The organism is Kribbella sp. NPDC023855, assembly GCF_040639475.1.
Taxonomy (GTDB): domain Bacteria; phylum Actinomycetota; class Actinomycetes; order Propionibacteriales; family Kribbellaceae; genus Kribbella.
Map to the genome: position 1 here is coordinate 727,776 of NZ_JBFAAA010000003.1, position 17,092 is coordinate 744,867.

The 17,092-nt window shown below is 68.5% G+C and carries 13 protein-coding genes; 9 read left to right on the forward strand and 4 right to left on the reverse strand.

What is annotated here, in order from left to right; genetic code table 11:
* Positions 1-3 precede the first annotated feature (3 nt).
* On the reverse strand, positions 4-639 hold the full coding sequence (locus tag AB0F51_RS14375) for a helix-turn-helix domain-containing protein (protein WP_360279223.1): 636 nt from the start codon (positions 637-639) through the stop codon (positions 4-6).
* Positions 640-727: 88 nt separating this feature from the next.
* Here AB0F51_RS14375 and AB0F51_RS14380 point away from each other — a divergent pair, with 88 nt between their 5' ends.
* The 8 genes from AB0F51_RS14380 (at position 728) to AB0F51_RS14415 (ending at position 13,940) form a co-directional block, all read left to right on the forward strand.
* Positions 728-2,197, forward strand: a complete 1,470-nt coding sequence (locus AB0F51_RS14380) for a DHA2 family efflux MFS transporter permease subunit (RefSeq protein ID WP_360279225.1) — start codon at positions 728-730, stop codon at positions 2,195-2,197.
* A gap of 587 nt (positions 2,198-2,784) precedes the next feature.
* On the forward strand, positions 2,785-3,774 hold the full coding sequence (locus AB0F51_RS14385) for an Abi family protein (protein ID WP_360279228.1): 990 nt from the start codon (positions 2,785-2,787) through the stop codon (positions 3,772-3,774).
* Between the two features lie 804 nt (positions 3,775-4,578).
* The gene (locus tag AB0F51_RS14390) at positions 4,579-5,448 is read left to right on the forward strand and encodes a hypothetical protein (RefSeq protein ID WP_360279231.1); all 870 of its coding nucleotides are present in this window, start codon (positions 4,579-4,581) and stop codon (positions 5,446-5,448) included.
* Between the two features lie 276 nt (positions 5,449-5,724).
* A complete protein-coding gene (gene lanKC, locus AB0F51_RS14395) occupies positions 5,725-8,280 on the forward strand; it encodes a class III lanthionine synthetase LanKC (protein ID WP_360279234.1) in 2,556 nt (851 codons plus the stop codon).
* Between the two features lie 4 nt (positions 8,281-8,284).
* Positions 8,285-8,419, forward strand: a complete 135-nt coding sequence (locus AB0F51_RS14400) for a SapB/AmfS family lanthipeptide (RefSeq protein WP_171673791.1) — start codon at positions 8,285-8,287, stop codon at positions 8,417-8,419.
* Positions 8,420-8,552: 133 nt separating this feature from the next.
* The gene (locus AB0F51_RS14405) at positions 8,553-10,520 is read left to right on the forward strand and encodes a prolyl oligopeptidase family serine peptidase (RefSeq protein WP_360279237.1); all 1,968 of its coding nucleotides are present in this window, start codon (positions 8,553-8,555) and stop codon (positions 10,518-10,520) included.
* A 31-nt stretch (positions 10,521-10,551) separates the two neighbouring features.
* On the forward strand, positions 10,552-12,240 hold the full coding sequence (locus AB0F51_RS14410; protein WP_360279239.1) for an ABC transporter ATP-binding protein: 1,689 nt from the start codon (positions 10,552-10,554) through the stop codon (positions 12,238-12,240).
* Positions 12,237-13,940 carry an ABC transporter ATP-binding protein gene (locus AB0F51_RS14415; protein WP_360279241.1) on the forward strand — a complete coding sequence of 568 codons (1,704 nt, stop codon included), beginning with the start codon at positions 12,237-12,239 and terminating at the stop codon, positions 13,938-13,940. Before AB0F51_RS14410 ends, AB0F51_RS14415 begins: the two co-directional genes overlap by 4 nt.
* On the opposite strand, the gene AB0F51_RS14420 is transcribed toward AB0F51_RS14415, so the two are convergent.
* Positions 13,919-14,485: a response regulator transcription factor gene (locus AB0F51_RS14420; RefSeq protein WP_360279244.1), complete on the reverse strand. Its 567-nt coding sequence runs from the start codon at positions 14,483-14,485 to the stop codon at positions 13,919-13,921. The two genes, AB0F51_RS14415 and AB0F51_RS14420, sit on opposite strands and share 22 nt — an antisense overlap.
* Before the next feature lie 607 nt (positions 14,486-15,092).
* On the opposite strand from AB0F51_RS14420, the gene AB0F51_RS14425 reads away from it, so the two are divergent.
* Entirely contained in the window at positions 15,093-15,731 is a 639-nt protein-coding gene (locus AB0F51_RS14425; protein ID WP_360279247.1) for a transglycosylase family protein, read from the forward strand.
* Between the two features lie 54 nt (positions 15,732-15,785).
* Here AB0F51_RS14425 and AB0F51_RS14430 read toward each other — a convergent pair whose 3' ends face one another.
* A complete protein-coding gene (locus AB0F51_RS14430) occupies positions 15,786-16,433 on the reverse strand; it encodes a class I SAM-dependent methyltransferase (protein ID WP_360279250.1) in 648 nt (215 codons plus the stop codon).
* Between the two features lie 7 nt (positions 16,434-16,440).
* Positions 16,441-17,088 (reverse strand): Pr6Pr family membrane protein, encoded by a 648-nt coding sequence (locus AB0F51_RS14435; RefSeq protein ID WP_360279253.1) that lies wholly within the window; start codon positions 17,086-17,088, stop codon positions 16,441-16,443.
* Positions 17,089-17,092: the final 4 nt, after the last annotated feature.

Genomic DNA, 17,092 nt, shown 5'->3' on the forward strand with positions numbered 1-17,092 from the left:
GGCCTAGACCCGCCAGCGGTTGGTCAGCTCGTCGGAGCCGGGCGGCGGGCCGGGGAGCTCCGGCTCGCCGCCCGCTTGCTCGCCGGTACGGCGCATCGCCTCCAGCACCAGCGTCAGATACCGATGGCGCAGCCGGTTGGTCCGCGCCTCGTCACCGAGCTTGATCGAGGTGATCTGCTCCAGGATCATCGCGAAGTCCTCCACCACGATGCCCGGGCGCAGGTAGTCCTTGGTCCGCTCGTAGATGGCCACATTCAGCTCACCGGCCCGGCCGGCCGCCTCGAACAGCTCGGGCGTCGGCGTGAAGGTGCCCGCGAGCCGCTGGGTGAGCGAGTTGGTGTCGGCGTCGACGAGGGCGTGCAGGAACGCCTCGAAGGCGGTCCACGGGTCCCGGTCGTCGGCCAGCGCCTTCTCCGACTCCGCGATGTACCGGGCGAGGCCGTCGGCACACAGCTTGCGGAGCAGCTCCTCCTTGCTCGCGTACCGGCGGTAGAGGGCACTGATCCCGACCCCGGCCCGCTCGGCCACCGCCGCGATCGGCGCACCGGGATCGGCGATGAAGACCGCCCGGGCGGCAGCCAGGATCACTTCGTCGTTCCGGGCCGCCTGCGCCTGGCGGCCACTCAAAGTTTTGGTCATGTCATCCAGATTAGCACTTGAACGGAATGATCCGTTCCGCTATCGTTTGGAACAGAACAGTTCGTTCCGTTCGAAACTGGAGCCGAAGATGACCGCAGTCGCAGTACTCCCCCGCACCGAGACCGCCGCCGCCCCGCCGCGCCTCCGCAAGCGCTGGCTCGCCTTCGCCGCCGTGATGACCGCGGCCGTCATGGACCTGCTCGACTCGACCGTGATGAACGTCGCGGCACCGGCCATCCGGGGCGACCTCGGTGGCTCCTACGCCAGCCTGCAGTGGATGGCCGCCGGGTACACGATGGCGCTGGCCGTCCTGCTCCTGGTCGGCGGCCGGCTGGGTGACCTGGTCGGCCGCAAGCGGGCGCTGCTGATCGGAGTCGCCGGCTTCACCGTGACGTCGCTGCTCTGCGGTCTGGCGGTGTCACCCGAGATGCTGATCGGCTCCCGGGTCGCGCAAGGGGCGTTCGCAGCGGTGATGCTGCCGCAGGGGTTCGGTCTGGTCCGGGACCTGTTCGAGCCCGACGAGCGAGCCAAGGCCTTCGGGTTCTTCGGCCCGATCATGGGACTGGCCGCGGTGCTCGGCCCGATCATCGGCGGTAGCGTCCTCGACGCCAACCTGCTCGGCACCGGCTGGCGCGCGATCTTCCTGATCAACCTCCCGATCGGTCTATTCACCTTCGTCGTCGCCGCCAAGCACCTGCCGAACACCAAGCCGGCCGAGCGCCGCGTCTCGCTGGACGTCCCCGGCCTGCTGATCGCGAGCGCCGGACTGTTCGCCCTGGTCTACCCGCTGGTGCAGGGTCACGAGCTCGGCTGGCCGCTGTGGTCGAAGCTGCTGCTGATCGCGTCGCTGCCCGTCCTGGTCGGCTTCGGCATCCACCAGTCCCGCCGCAGCCGTGGCGGTGTCACCCCGCTGATCGAGCCCCGGCTGCTGAAGAGCCGCTCGTACGTCTCCGGTGTCTTCTTCGCGGTCGTCTTCTTCGGAGCGCTGGCCGGAACGTTCGTCCTCGGCATGTTCCTCCAGGTCGGCCTCGGCTACAGCCCGATCCGGGCCAGCCTGGCACTGGCACCCTGGGCCCTCGGCGCGCTGATCGGCTCGGCGATCTCCGGGATGACGATGCAGAAGTACGGTCGCCGGCTGCTGCACATCGGTCTGGCCACGATGGCGGCCGGCCTGGCCGGGACGTACGCCGTACTGGCCGCGACCGGCGTGAGCGTCGGCAGCTGGGACATCGCGGCGCCGACCCTGCTCGGCGGCATCGGGATGGGCATGGTCTTCGTGCCGCTGTTCGACATCGTCCTGAGCGGCGTCCGGGACACCGAGGTCGGCTCCGCGAGCGGAATGCTGGGTTCGTTCGAGCAGGTCGGCATCGCCCTCGGCATCGCGGTGATCGGAACGATCTTCATGGGCAAGGTAGCCCACGCCGACCCGACCGCCCGCGCCGCGGCCGCCCTGGACGGCACCCAAACCGCCCTGCTGGCCACGATCGGAGCCATCGCCCTCGCCTTCGCCGCCGGCTTCCTGATGCCAAAAACCGCCCGAGGCAACATCGAGCACTAACCCACCAAACAGATGTCAGGGCCGAAGGGATCTCCCCTCCGGCCCTGACTCCTGTCGTGCCGGGAGTCTCGCACCCACCCGTACTCACGTCGCGGGCTGAAGCATCGTGCCCACCCGAACCTCTAGAGGTGGACAGCGCAGGCGGCTCGAACCCGCGTCGCTCCGGTCGGGGCCGGGGTCTCGCACCCACCCGTACTCACCTCGCGTGCTGAAGCGTCGTGCCCACCCGAACCTCTTGGGGCGAACCGCGCAGGCGCCACGGACCCGCGTCGCTCCGATCGGGGCCGGGGGTCTCGCACCCACCCGTGCTCACCTCGCGGGCCGGAGCATCGTGCCCACCCGAACCACTGGCGGCGAACCGCGCAAGCGCCACGAACCCGCGTCGCTCTGGTCATGCTCGGGTGTTCACCCACCCGTACGTGTGCCGATGTCCGAAGTCATCCCTGGGACAGGCACTGGGTGTCGCAACCTGACTCGAGGTCAACGGGCCTCGCGACCGGAGTGGCACAGTGGTACTGTGGTTCCATCATGATCAGCCCGGACGCCTAACGGCTCGGGCTGATTTTCTTTTCCCCGGAGGACGAGTCATGGCGGAATACCAGAAGCCGTGGCTGCCGATTCTGGAGCAGATCGAACGACTCGCCGAGCGCGGCGTCGACGTCGGCGATCGAGATGTGACAGCGTCCATCCTCAACGCCGTCGGCTACTACCGGTTGACCGGCTACCTCTATCCGTTCCGAGTCTCCGAGTGGGTGGCTGGGCCAGATGGCCACGATGCCTTGGTCATCCTCGACAGCTATCAGGCAGGCACTTCCATCGCCGCCGCCGCGGCGTTGATCGATTTTGATCGCCAGCTGCGGATGTTGGTGCTGGACGGGACCGAGCGCATCGAGGTGTCACTTCGAACGAGCGTCGGGCACATCTTGGGCGAGGTGTCCGCCTACGCCCATGAAGACCCAGCCAACTTCGGGCCCAGCTTCACGGCGCAGGACACCGACCCACAGACCGGCGATCGCCTGCCGAGCAAGCTTGACCACTGGATCGAACGGGTCGAGCAGCGTCAGAACAGCTCCGACGAAGCGTTCGTCAAGCATTTTCGGGAGCGGTACGACGGCAGGATGCCGATCTGGGCGCTGACCGAAATCATGGAGTTCGGGCACCTCGCCCGGCTGTACAGCGGCCTGAACAACCCGCTCGCGACAAGGATCGCGCAGTGGTACGGCGTACCCTCGAAACGCGTTATGTCGAGCTGGATAGCCAGCCTCAACTACGTGCGAAACGTCGCCGCGCATCACGCACGGCTGTTCAACCGGAAGCTGGTCACAGCACCCAAGCGGTCGCCTCGTGGGGGCATTCCACTGCTCGATCATCTCAGCGAGCACGACAGCGCCAAGGCGCGCTTCGGTGTGTACAACGCCTTGGCGGTGATGGCTTATCTGATCGGTGTCATTGATCCGGACTGCGATTGGCGCGGGAGAGTCGCCGAACTGATCCTCGACTTCCCGTCGTCCGGTCTCCTCAGCACCGAGGCGATGGGTGTGCCTGCCGACTGGAACAAGCTCGACCTCTGGCAGTAGCCACAAGCCGCGGGTGTCCGTAAGAAACGCGCCAGCAGCCGCCAACAAGGATCGCTAGTGGTGTGTCGACCCGTCCACCAGACGACTCCGGCGATGTCGGTTGGTTCGGCCGGCTCGCAGTGCTCGTCGGGGTCGTCCAGGCTCCGACCCGCGTGCCGGATGGCAGCTGACCGCAGGAGATCGATCGCGCGACAGTTGACCGCAGTCATCATCATCGCGAACCAGCTTCGCGGGACTTCGTTGGTCGCCGTTTAAGACGGCCGCGAAGTCCTTCGGGGCGCCCCTGGAGGCATCGCTGCCGTCTACTGCGCCCTCGCTACCGCTGCCGCGGCCGCTCATCCGACGTCCTCGTTTTGCCTCTCGTCCTCAACATGGCTGCGCCTTCACCAAAGGCATGTTTCCTCTCAGATGGATTCGGTGGAGGGCGCGGCACGTTTGGCGCGCCTTCCGCCATCAGCTTGATCAGGTGCATTCCTGTGGGGCCGCAGCGGGCACTGAGCCCCACCGGTACTCACCTCGCCGATCCACCTGCACCTCTGGGGCGTGGCCGCGCAGGCGTGTCAAAGCCGCAGTGCGTTGCAACCCCCACACCCGGCATCACCTACTGTCCCGACATCTCGCCTCGCCACGGCGGCTCGTTGGCTGGCGGTTGCCTGGTGCAACTGTTGGGTGGGCGGATACTGGGGTGTCCGCTGGACTTCGGTGATGGGAGATGTTGTGGCTGAGCCGAGTACTGAGTGGCGTGAAGTGGTTCGGCCCGGGGAGGCTGAGCGGCATGAGCGGCAAGGGGCTGCTTTTGCCGAGATGCAGGGCACGAAGGACGAGAAGTTCGGGGCTGGGCGGGCGTTGCATCGCAAGCAAGTTGCGGCGTTGCGGGCGACTCTTGTTGTGCCGGGTGAGCTTCCGGAGTACGCCAAGCAGGGGATCTTTGCCATCCCGGCGACGTACGACGTGTGGGTCCGGCTCTCCAACGGTGGTTTCAACCGGGCTCCTGACCGCGTCCCGGACATTCGTGGGTTCTCATTGAAGGTGCTCGGCGTCAGTGGGCGGGCGGCGCTCGGGGGTGAGGCGGTCTCGCAGGATTTTGCGCTGATCAACCACGAGCGGTTCAGCTCCGCGACCAGTGACGACTTCACCGACATCGTCACCACCGGCGCCCTTACGCCGGGCAAGATCCTGCTCCGGCTGCTGAAGAAACCCCGGATGCTGTCCCAGCTCAAGACCGTCCAGGGCGCACTCAAAGAGCCGTTCACCGGCTTCGCTACCCAGGACTTCTTCAGTGCCGCCCCGATCGCCTTCGGCCCGTACGCCGTCCGCGTGAAACTGGCCGCCGCCTCCAACGAGGTGAACGAGAACGCCAGTGACGACTGGGCCGCCGACATCTACCAGCGCCTCGAAAACGGCCCGCTGAGCTACGACTTCCAGGTCCAGTTCTTCACCGACGAGCAGCACACCCCGATCGAGGACGCCTCGGTCAACTGGGATGCGCCGTACCTGACCGTCGGCCGGCTCAGCATCCCCCGCCAGCACGCCGACGCCGCCTTCGACGAGGAGATCGAGTCGGCCAAGTTCGACCCCTGGAACGCACTCGTCGACCACCGGCCGTTGGGCGAGGTGATGCGGGCCCGGAAGGTCGCGTACTTCGCCAGCCAACAACACCGCTCAGCCAAGTGACCGCAGACCCCCAAACCGGCCCGAACCAGACCCGAACCCAGGCCTACGAGGCAAATCCGGTGAAGTTACGCCCTGTTACGCCACCGCCACGAATTGACATGGTGTAACAGTGATTTCACCGCTCAAAGTGACCGTGATGTAACAAAGAGTGGTTACTTACCCATCCGTAGGCCATGAGTTCTTCACGGTCTAGTCGTGACGTCCTGCACTACGCGAGCCCTCCTCCGGTTGCCCAAGATGTGCCGGGCACACCGAAAGAGAGGGGGACGAACCGCCATGGAAAGCTACGAGCTGTACTGCCTCGCCGACCGGCGATTCTACGACTCTCCGACCAACCGGGGTGCCGAGCATCCGGACTTCGCCGTCTGTGCGCGACCGGTCCCCGCGGGCTGGAGCCACGTCCCCGGCGAGACCTGGATGCACTACGCGCCGGACGGCCTCGAGCTGCCGGCCCAGGGCTGGAAGATCCACGTCTCCTCCGGGCTCGACGACGCCGAGCAGACGCTCGCCGCGGTGTGGGACTACTGCGTTCCCCGCGGGATCGCGTTCAAGTTCCTGCGCAACGAGCCCGTGATGGTGATGGTCAACTCGAAGTCCGCCCCGCGCGGTTCGAGCGGCAAGCTGGTCACGATCTACCCGGTAGACGAAGCGCAGCTGGAGCTCGTGCTCAAGGATCTCGACGACCTCCTGCAGGGTGTCCGCGGCCCGTACATCCTGAGCGATCTCCGGTACGCCGAAGGCCCGCTCTTCGTCCGGTACGGCGCGTTCGTCAGCCGCTACTGCCTCAACGAGGGCGGCGAGCGCGTGCTGGCCCTGGAGGACGACCGCGGCCGGCTGGTCCCGGACCATCGCGGCCCGACGTTCTCGATGCCGCCGTGGGTGAGCCTGCCGCCGTTCCTGCAGTCCCACCTGGACGCGCGCAACGCGGTCACCACCAACGAGCTGGCGTACACGATCGACGGCGTGATCCAGTTCTCCAACGGCGGCGGCGTCTACCTCGGCCACCACAACGAGACCGGCGCGAAGGTCGTCCTCAAGGAGGGCCGGCCGCTGGCCGGGCTGGACATGAGCGGCCGCGACGCGGTGGCCCGGGTCGGCCATGAGCGCGACATCCTGCAGCGCCTCGAAGGACTCGACGTGGTCCCGAAGGTGCACGACTACTTCGAGCTGGGCGAGCACCACTTCCTGGTCCAGGAGTTCGTCGACGCCAACCCGCTGCAACGCGAACTGGTACGCCGCTACCCGCTCACCCATCCCGACGCGACCGAGGCCGAGCTGGCGGAGTACGCCGAATGGGCCGCGCGCATCGTCACCGACGTACAGGCTGCTGTTGCTCAGTTGCACGATCGCGGAGTCGTCTTCTGCGACCTGCACCCCGACAACGTCCTGCTGGCCAGTGATGACCGCATGGTCCTCATCGACTTCGAGGTCGCAACGCTGGTCGAGGATCAGGCAAGGTCGGCTCTCGCGCACCCCGGGTACGCCGCTCCCGGCGACCGGCAAGGTCCGGATGTCGACCTCTACGCACTCGCCTGTATCACGCTCGGCCTGTTCGCGCCGCAGACGACGATGCTGCTGAATCTCCATCCAGGCAAGGCTTTCCAGCTCGCCGACATGATCGCCGAGACCTTCCCGGTCCCCCGCGAAACACTCGACGCAGCCGTTCGCACCATCGTCGGCCCCGACCTCAAGATCGCTCCCGAGCTGGTTCTGCCCGGCCGGGCGGAGTGGCCCGAGGTCCGCGCGGCGCTGACGAAGGCAATCGTTGCCAGCGCCACGCCCGATCGCGACGATCGCTTGTTCCCCGGCGACATCGCACAGTTCCAGCCCGGCGGCGGCACCAACCTCGCCACCGGCGCGGCAGGAGTCCTCTACGCGCTCGCCAAGACGGGCGCCGGCCGCTTCCCGGAGTACGAGGAGTGGTTGCGCAAGCACGCGCTGACCAGCGAGATCGGCCCCGGCCTGTACGACGGACTGCACGGCATCGCGCACGTCCTGAACGAGCTCGGTCACGAGCAGGACGCCCTCGACCTGGTCGAACGCACGCTCGCCGACCAGCTCGAGACCCGCGAGCTCGGACTGCACAGCGGCCTGGCCGGGATCGGCCTCAACCTGCTGCACTTCACCGGCGAACCCGCGCTCCGGGCCAAGGCGATCCACGTGGTCGACCTGGTGGCGGACCGGCTCGGTGACGTCACCGACGTACCGGAGCTGAGTGGGGACGGGAAGCCGAGGGCCGGGTTGATGTACGGCTCGTCCGGGCCCGCGCTGCTCTTCCTCGAAGCCTACGAGCTGACCGGCGACACCGGGCTGCTGGACCTCGCGGAGATCGCCATCCGGCAAGACCTGCGGCGCTGCGTCCGGACTCCCGACGGGACGCTCCAGGTCAACCAGGGCTGGCGCACGCTGCCTTACCTGGAAGAGGGCTCGATCGGTCTCGCCGTCGTCCTGCAACGCTTCCTGCAGCGCCGGCCGGAGTCCGACCTGGCGACAGAGCTCGAGGCCCTGCGGCGGGTTGCCCGCTGCTCCTACTACGTCCAGCCAGGCCTGTTCATGGGTCGTGCCGGTCTCCTCCTGGCTGCCCCGGCGCTGGGCTTGGAGACCGACGACCTGGTCCGCGGTCTGGGCTGGCACGCGATGCCGTTCGAAGGCGGCCTGGCGTATCCCGGCAACCAGTTGCTCCGTCTCTCGATGGACCTGGCGACCGGATCGGCCGGCGTCCTGCTGGCCCTGGGTGCCGCGCTGCACGAGCAGCCGGTCACCCTCCCGTTCCTCGGATCTCCCCAGTGGTCCGAGTCCCCATCCCTTCTATTTCCTCCCGAGGAGGTGTAAACAAATGGCACTTCTCGACCTTCAGGGTCTGGAGACCCCCGGCTACGGCGGCGGACACCACCACGGTGGCTCGACGCTCACCGTGCTCGGCTGTGGTTCCCAGCGTCCGAGCAACCTGAGCCTTCTGCTCTGCCACTGATCGGACGCTGTGGCACCGCTGTCCGCGATCTGTGCGTGATGATCGTGGACGACGAGGCCGTCAGGTTCCGGGGGCCCTGGGTGGGCAGCATTCCCACCCAGGGCCGAACCTGTTTCCCCCGACGGGAGGATCCGTGCACCACCTCGACCTGAGCTATCCCGACGCCGAGCGGCTGCCGCTCGTCGATCAGCTGCACGGGCACGAGATCCCCGACCCGTACCGCTGGCTGGAAGACGCCACCACACCGCAGACCCGGCAGTGGCAGGCGGCCCAGGACCAGCTCTGGCTGAACCACGCGACCACGCTCCCCGGCCGGTACCAGTTCCGCACCCGGGTCCGAGCACTGTCCAGCGTCGGTTCGGTCTCCACCCCGGTCTGGCGCGGCGACCGCTGTTTCGTCCTCCGCCGCGCCGCCGAGCAGGAACACCCGGTCCTGTACGTCGACGACGCGGTGCTGCTCGATCCGCACCAGCTCGACCCCACCGGCCGGACCACGCTCGACAGCTGGCAGCCCTCCCCCGACGGGACCCTGCTGGCGTACCAGATCTCGCAGGGCGGGACCGAGCAGTCCATCCTGCACGTTCTCGACATCGCCACCGGCCAACTCGTCGACGGCCCCATCGATGGTTGTCGCTACTCTTCCGTCGCCTGGCTCCCCGACGGGAAGTCCTTCTTCTACGTGCGCTGCCGGCGAGTGATGCGCCACGAACTCGGCCGGCCCGGCGACGAGCCGGTGCTCACCGACGAAGCGTCGTACGGGCTGGATCTCAGTGTAGACGGGCGCTGGCTGACCATCTCGGCGGCGCGTGGAGCGGCGAACGATCTGTGGCTCGCGGATCTCCAGCGCGGTGGCCGGCCGACCATCGTGCAACGTGGCATCGATGCAATCACCGTGATGACGGTCAGCCGCGAAGGACGCCTGTACGTCGTGACGACCCGCGACGCCCCGACCGGCAAGATCTGCGTCGGCGATCCCGAAAAACCGCTGGTCTGGCACGACTACGTCCCGGCCGACCCCGATGCACCGCTGAGCGGCCTGGCGATCCTCGACAAGGTCGTCCTGGTCGGCCGGACCAGGAACGCGGTGGGCGAGATCGCGATCCACGACCTGAGCACCGGCCGGCAGCTCGGCGAGGTCCCGCTGCCCGGCGTCGGCTCGGTCGGCTCGCTGGCCACCCGGCCGGAGGGCGACAACCAGGTCTGGTTCTCCTACACCGACAGCGTCACCCCCACTGCCGTCTATCAGTACGACGCCACCTCGGCCCGTACGACGCTGTGGTCGTCACCACCAGGCGCGATCGGTACTGCGGACGCCGAGTCGCGGCAAATCGACTACACCTCCGCAGACGGCACTCCGTTGCAGATGCTCGTCGTCGCCAAGCCGGGCAAGCCGGGTCCACGGCCCACGATCCTCTACGGCTACGGCGGTTTCGGGCAGTCGCTGACACCGACGTACTCCGCCTTCACGCTCGCCTGGGTCGCGGCCGGCGGCGTCTTCGTCACCGCCACCTTGCGGGGTGGTGGCGAGCGCGGCAACGACTGGCACAAGGCCGGCATGCTCGACCAGAAGCAGAACGTCTTCGACGACTACTTCGCGACCGCCGAGACGCTGATCGCCGAAGGCTGGACGACGCCGGAGCAGCTCGCGCTGTGCGGTGAGTCCAACGGTGGCCTCCTGGTCGGCGCGGCGATCACCCAACGGCCGGAGCTGTTCGCGGCCGCGGTGTGCTCGGCGCCGCTGCTCGACATGGTCCGCTACGAGCAGTTCGGGCTCGGCCCGAGCTGGGTGCCGGAGTTCGGCTCGGCGTCCGACCCTGCGCAACTGGCGACCTTGCTGGCCTACTCGCCGTACCACCGGGTGCGTTCGGGTGAGAAGTATCCGGCTGTGCTGTTCACCGTCTTTGGTGGCGATACGCGCGTAGATCCCTTGCACGCAAGGAAAATGTGCGCCGCGCTGCAACACGCGACCAGCAGCGATCGCCCGGTCCTGCTGCGCTACGAACAGGACACCGGCCACGCCGGCGGCTCCACCAGCAAGGGCATCGGCCTGGCCGCCGACATGCTCGCCTTCCTAGCCCACCACACCGGCCTGACCCGATGACCACCGCTGCGCACCGCACCGGGCTGCCCGCATGACCACCGCCCTCGGTCCGGCCTACCGGCCTGCGCCCACCACGTTCGGCGCAGTGGCCCGGCACGGACGGGCGTGGTTGCCAGTCATCGGAGTGACCGCTCTCGCCAACAGCGCCGTCTCTCTCGCCCTTCCCTCCGTCCTGGGGCACTCGGTCGACGCGATCGTGGCCGGCTCCGGCTACGGCCGGTGGTTCACGATCGCGGCCGTCCTGATCGGGGTCGGCGTCCTCTGCAGCCTGATCGACGCCTTCGCCGGCACCGCCTGTGTCGCCGGCACAACCGCCTGGCTGCGGCATGGGCTCGTCAGCCAGGTCGTCCGAGGAGGCGCCGAGGGCAGCCGCGAGTTCGACAGCGGTGACCTCGTCAGCCGCGTCTCCGGCAACGCCTCCGACGCAGCGCAGGCCGGGCCCGCAGCAGTCACCACCGTCGCCGCCATGGCCCCGCCCATCGGCAGCCTGGTCCTGCTCGCGCTCATCGATCCCTGGCTCGCCGCAGCCTTCTTCGGCGGCGTGATCCTGGTCGTCGGCGTCCTGTTCGTCTTCGCCCGCCGGACCGCCGAGATCAGCCTGGCCTACCAGCAGACCCAGGGCCGGATCTCCGCTCTGCTGACCGAAGCGGTCACCGGTCTTCGCACCATCGCCTCAGCCGGCACCACATCCCGCGAAGAGCGCCGCATCCTCGGTTTCCTCCCTGAGCTCCACCGGCACGGCCTGGAAACCTGGAAGGTGCTGGCCCGCTCAGGCGCCCAGGCCGCGATCGTCGGCCCCCTGGTCCTGGTGGCCGTCCTGGCTGTCGGAGGACTCCAACTCGTCAACGGCCGGATCACCGCGGGCGAACTGTTCGCCGCCAGCCAGTACGCCGTACTGGGGGCAGGCCTCGGCAGTCTCACCGGCGTGATCGGCGAGATCGCGCGAGCACGGGCGGGCATCCAGCGAGCAGCGGAAGTGTTCGCCATCGACAAGGTCGCGCACGGCCTCCTGCCCTTGCCACCCGGGCCGGGCCGACTCACCTTCGACGGCGTGACGGTCGTCGTGGACGACGCAGTACTGCTCGAAAACGTGCACCTCGACCTTCCCGGCGGCGCCACGGTTGCGGTGGTCGGTCCGAGTGGCGCCGGCAAGTCCGTGCTGGCCTCGCTCGCGGCGCGGTTGCGTGACCCTTCGGTCGGCCAGGTGCTGCTCGACGGCGTACCGCTGCCCGCCCTCAACCATCACGCCCTGCGAACCGCTGTCGGTTGTGCCTTCGAACGCCCGACCCTGGTCGGCACCACCGTCGGCGACGCGATCTCGCACGACGCGATCGGGCCGGTCCGGACGCTGGCCGCGGCGCGCGCGACACATGCCCACGACTTCGTCCGCCGGCTGCCCGACGGCTACTTCACACCGTTGCCCAAGGCACCTATGTCCGGTGGCGAGCGGCAACGGCTCGGCCTGGCCCGGGCCTGGCCCGCGAATCGCCTGCTGGTGCTCGACGACGCCACCTCCAGTCTCGACACCGCGACCGAGCTGCAGATCAGCAAGACGCTCACCGAGGACCGGTACCGGCGTACCCGGTTGATCGTCACGCACCGGACCGCGACCGCTGCCCGCGCCGACCTCGTCGTCTGGCTGGACGGCGGCCGGGTGCGCGGCGTGGGTACGCATCAGGACCTCTGGCAGGACGCCTCGTACCGCGAGGTGTTCGGATGAGACGTGAGCTGCGCTACGGCGCCACGGCCCTGCGGAAACGATCCACGCTGAAGCTGGCCCTGTGGTCGATTCCCGACATCCTCCCGACCGCTGTCTACGGTGTGGCCGTCGCCCACGCGACCGACAACTTCCTGGCCGGCCGCGCCTGGCAAGGCATCGCGTGGCTCGGCGGACTGATCGCCGCCGCGTGCCTCGGCGCTGCTGGCTCCCACCAGGTCTACGGCCGCCTCGGCCACCTGGTCGAGCCTCTGAGAGACGACCTCGTACGCCGTGTCGTGGCCGGCGCGCTGCGAACCGGTGACGACGCGGCGGTGGCTCGCTTGAACCGCCAGGTCGAGATCGTCCGGGACACCTTTGCCGGGCTGGTGCTCGTGATCCGCAACTTCGCGGTCACGCTGCTCGGAGTGGTGGTCGGGCTGCTGTCGCTGGCCCCGCTGGTGGCGCTGTTCGTCGTACCGCCTTTCCTTGCTGGGTTCGCGTTGTCGCTGGCGGTGCTCGGGATGGCGGCCGACCGGGTGCGGGCGTCGTTGCAGGCCGATGAGGAGCTGGCGACCGCGGCCGGGATGGTTTTTGGTGGAGTCCGCGACGTCGCGGCGACAGGCGCCGAGGACTTCGCCGAAAAGCTGGTTGGGCGGCCGATCGAGGCCCAGGCGGCCGCGGAACGGTCACTGGCGAAGGTGGCTGCCCTGCGGACGTTGTGCTTCGCCGTGGGCGGCTGGGCACCGCTCCTGATCTTGCTGGCGGCCGGGCCGTGGCTGGTCGGGCGTGGCATCAGCACCGGAACGCTGCTCGGCGGGCTCACGTACGTCCTGATCGGTCTGCAACCCGCGCTGAACACGGTGATGAGTGCCCTCGGCGACAGCGGCCTGCGGTACGTCATCACCCTCGGCCGGATCCTCGACTCGGCCGCGCCGATGCCTGCGCCGCGTCCGGTGACCGAGGTGAACGGGTACCAGTTGCGGCTGCGCGGTCTGACCTTCGCCTATGGGCCGTCCGCGGATCCCGTGCTTGAAGGCTTGGACCTTACCGTCGGCGAAGGCGAGCACTTGGCCGTTGTCGGCCCGAGCGGCATCGGCAAGTCGACTCTCGCGGGACTCGTCTGCGGGATGCTCGCGCCCACGAGTGGCCGGGTGCTGCTTGGCGGCGTACCGCCCAGCGAAGTACCGGTGGAGCGGCTGGCGGAGACGCGGGTGCTGATTCCGCAGGAGGCGTACGTGTTCAGCGGGCCACTGATGGAGAACCTCACCTACCTGCTGCCGGATGCCACGATCTCGGAGGTGACGGAGGCAGTCGACGCGGTCGGCGCGACGCGGCTGGTCGAGCGACTCGGCGGTTTCGGTGCGCGGGTGCGACCGCAGGAGTTGTCGGCCGGTGAACGGCAACTGATCGCGCTGGCCCGGGCCTACCTGTCGCCGGCCTCACTGGTCGTCCTCGACGAGGCGACCTGCTTCCTCGACCCCGAGGCTGAGCGGCGGGCCGAAGAGGCTTTCGCGGCGCGCGGCGGCACCTTGATCGTGATCGCGCACCGGATCAGCTCCGCGCTGCGTGCTCGCCGCATTCTCGTCCTCGACGGCAACAAGGCCGCGATCGGCAACCACCCGACACTGCTGCGGAAATCACCGCTCTACCGCGAACTGCTCGGCCACTGGCAGCCCGAGGGTCAACAGCTCCGGCGGGATCAGATCCAGCCCGCGTCCTGAGCTTTCCGGATCGCCTCGATCCGGCTGCGCGCACCCGTCTTGGACAGAATCCGGGACAGGTAGTTGCGTACCGTGCCGGCACTCAGACTGAGCGTCCGGGCGATCTCCTGCGCGGTCGCACCGGTGGTCACCTGCCGCAGTACTTCGCACTCGCGGTCGGTGAGTGGGTTGTCACCCGCCTTGAGCGCCGCGACCGCGAGCCGGACGTCGACCACCGGCAGCCCTTTCGCGACGTCCCGCACCGCCTCGACCAGGTGGTCGGTCGACGAGTCGGTCGCGATCAGGCCGATCCGGGGCGCCTGTTTGACCAGGGCCATGCTGGTGGCCGCGATCGCCTCGTGGTCGATCAGCACCAGCACGCCGCGGCCGGTCAGCCGGCGGCACAGGTCCTCGATCGCGACCTTGCCCGGCAGCTGGGGATCGAGCAGCACGACGTCCGGCCGCCGGCCGATCACCGCCAGGACGTCGTCCGAGCGATCCACCTCGGCCACCACGTCCAGGTCGTTCTCTCGTGCCAGCACCGCGGCCAGTGCGCCTCGCACCATAGCGCCGCGGTGCCCGAGGACCACTCGGATCACCGCTTGCCCCCATCGTCGATTGCCTCAGCCCGGACGGCCACCCCCGGTGACCAGCCCGTCGCCTGCTCAACGAGCGAACGGCCCCGATGGCACGCACGAATCCGGTCCGATGCCTGAAGCAAGCGCTTGTCCAGCGGGTGGGACGGGCCTCGGGAAACCGCACGGTTCCGGCCCGGAAACCGTTCTGTTGTTGGCTTTCGGCACCTTCGAAGTCTGCGAAATATCGGACTGATCCACCGATGCCTCTTGCGCTCCGGCGATTCGTCCAGCACGATGGGCCGGTCACGTCGTTACCGAGGCGTGACCATTCGGACGCTGTCTCGTGACCTGCCCGGATGCTCGTCCCCTGCACCCCCGAAGGGAGTGGTACCTCACCCAGACTGCGGAGCCCGGTACGGTCACCGATCCCGATGGCCGGCGATCCGAGCCGACGCACCCAGGTGACGTCCACCTTCACCCCACCCCGTCCGCACTTGCGCGGGGTCCGGGTTCTCGGGGCAAGTGCGCACGCGGCTGAATCATCCGGGCTGGAGAAGTATCACCATGCCCACAGCTCATGAGGAGCAGAACTCTGATGTCCAAAGCCCGACATGCCCGTCCCCGGCGAAGTACCCGCCGGGTAGTCCGGACCCTGTCCATTGCCGGCCTCGGTGCCGGCATCACGGCCGCAGGCGCCAGTGGCGCGTTCGCCGCCGACTACAAGGTCAAAGCGGGTGACACCCTCTCCGAGATCGCCCAGGCCAACGGCGCCGACTGGCGCCAGCTGGCGAAGCTGAACGGCCTGGACAACCCGGACCTGATCCTGATCGGTCAGACCCTCAAGCTCGACGGCGTGGCTCCGGCCGCCGTCCCGCGGACCGAGAAGCGGGCCGACCAGAAGGTCCGCACGGTCAAGAAGAAGACGGTCCGCAAGACGGAGCGCAAGACCGAGCGCAGCAGCCGCTCCGACGACCGCCCCTCCAGCGGCAAGGCGAACCTCAGCGGCGCCTGGGCCAAGGTCGCCAACTGCGAGTCCAGCGGCAACCCGCGGGCCGTGAGCGCGAACGGCAAGTACTACGGCCTGTTCCAGTTCGACCGCCAGACCTGGCGCAGCGTCGGCGGCTCCGGCAGCCCGGCCCAGGCCTCGGCAGCCGAGCAGCTCATGCGCGCGAAGAAGCTCTACGCCCAGCGTGGCGCGTCCCCGTGGCCGGTCTGCGGCCGCTACCTGCGCTGATCCCTCATTGCGGCCCGCGGGCGGAATCCCCCCACCGCCCGCGGCCGTACCTCGTCAGCGTTTCAGGACCAGCATCTCGTTCGCGCCGACCTGGAACTCGTACGGCACCTTGCGGATCTCGGAACGCACCGGCCGCAAGTCATCCAGCAACTCCTGCAGATACGGCACCGGCTCGCCCGCCCCTTGCTGCACGAGCGGGAAGATCCGTACTTCGGACCGGCTGACCCGGACGAGTTCCTTCAACGCCGCCAAGTGCCAGTCACGGCCGTACTTGTCGGCCCAGGTGAACAGCAGGTGCGAGCACAGCACCAGGTCGAACCGCCCGTCCTCGAAGGGCAACTCCGGCAAACTGCCCGCGACGTACCGGTCGGGTGCGGCCGAAACGTCCTGCAGGAAGCGATCCGCGGCCTCGATCCGCAACTCGTCCTTCCGCGACGGATCGCCGTACCAGTTCCAGGTGAAGCTGGTCGCGTGCTGGTCGACGATCTGCGCGCCGGCCGGCAGGCTCCGCCGTACGGTGTCGAGCAGTTCGGGGGTCGGCAGCTCGTAGGCCTGGTCGACCGCGACGGCGTCGACGCCCCGGGCGGCGGCCTCGGCGGTGAAGCTCGAGCCGCCGGCGCAGCAGTCGAGCACGGATTCGGGGAGCTCGGTCAGGTCGAACATCGCCTCGTACTCCGGGTACGAGCGAGACGTCACCAGCACGGTGGCACTACCTCTCGACGGTTTGTCTACCGATTCGGCGGTCGAGAAGGGTGGCCCCGGCTGCCAGAGCCAGGAACAGTAGCGCGACCAGCAGACAGTTCAGCAAGGCCCTGCCGTAGCCGAGCTCGCCGACGTCGACGAACGGGTAGGGATAGAAGCCGGTCCCCTCGCCGCGGATCAGCGTGAACGCCAACCACAGCAGCGGAAACGCGAGCGACCAGGCGACGATCTGCCCACTGGTACGCCGCCGCGGCCCGAACAGCAACCACCCCAGTACGCCGAGCAGCGGCGTGGCCGTGTGGACGATGAGGTTCGCGACCGAAGCCCAGCCGGACAACTCATCGGTGCCGGCCAGCACCAGGTGGTACACGATCCCGGTCACCGCGATGCACAGCACGCCGTTGAGCCGCAGCGTCTTGAACCACGTGCTCTCCCGCGCGCCGGCCGCGAGCGCCAGCAGCAGGCAGGTCCCGCCGAGCAACAGGTTGGACTGGATGGTGAAGTAGGCAAAGACGTTGAGCACCCGCTCGGGGTTCTCCTTGTAGAAGCCCTCGCCGCCCGCCGACGTTCCCGACACGAACAACTGCACCACGATGCCGAGCGCGACCACCACTGCCGTCACGCCGAACCAGACCCGCCCCGCCGCCGATGTCATGATC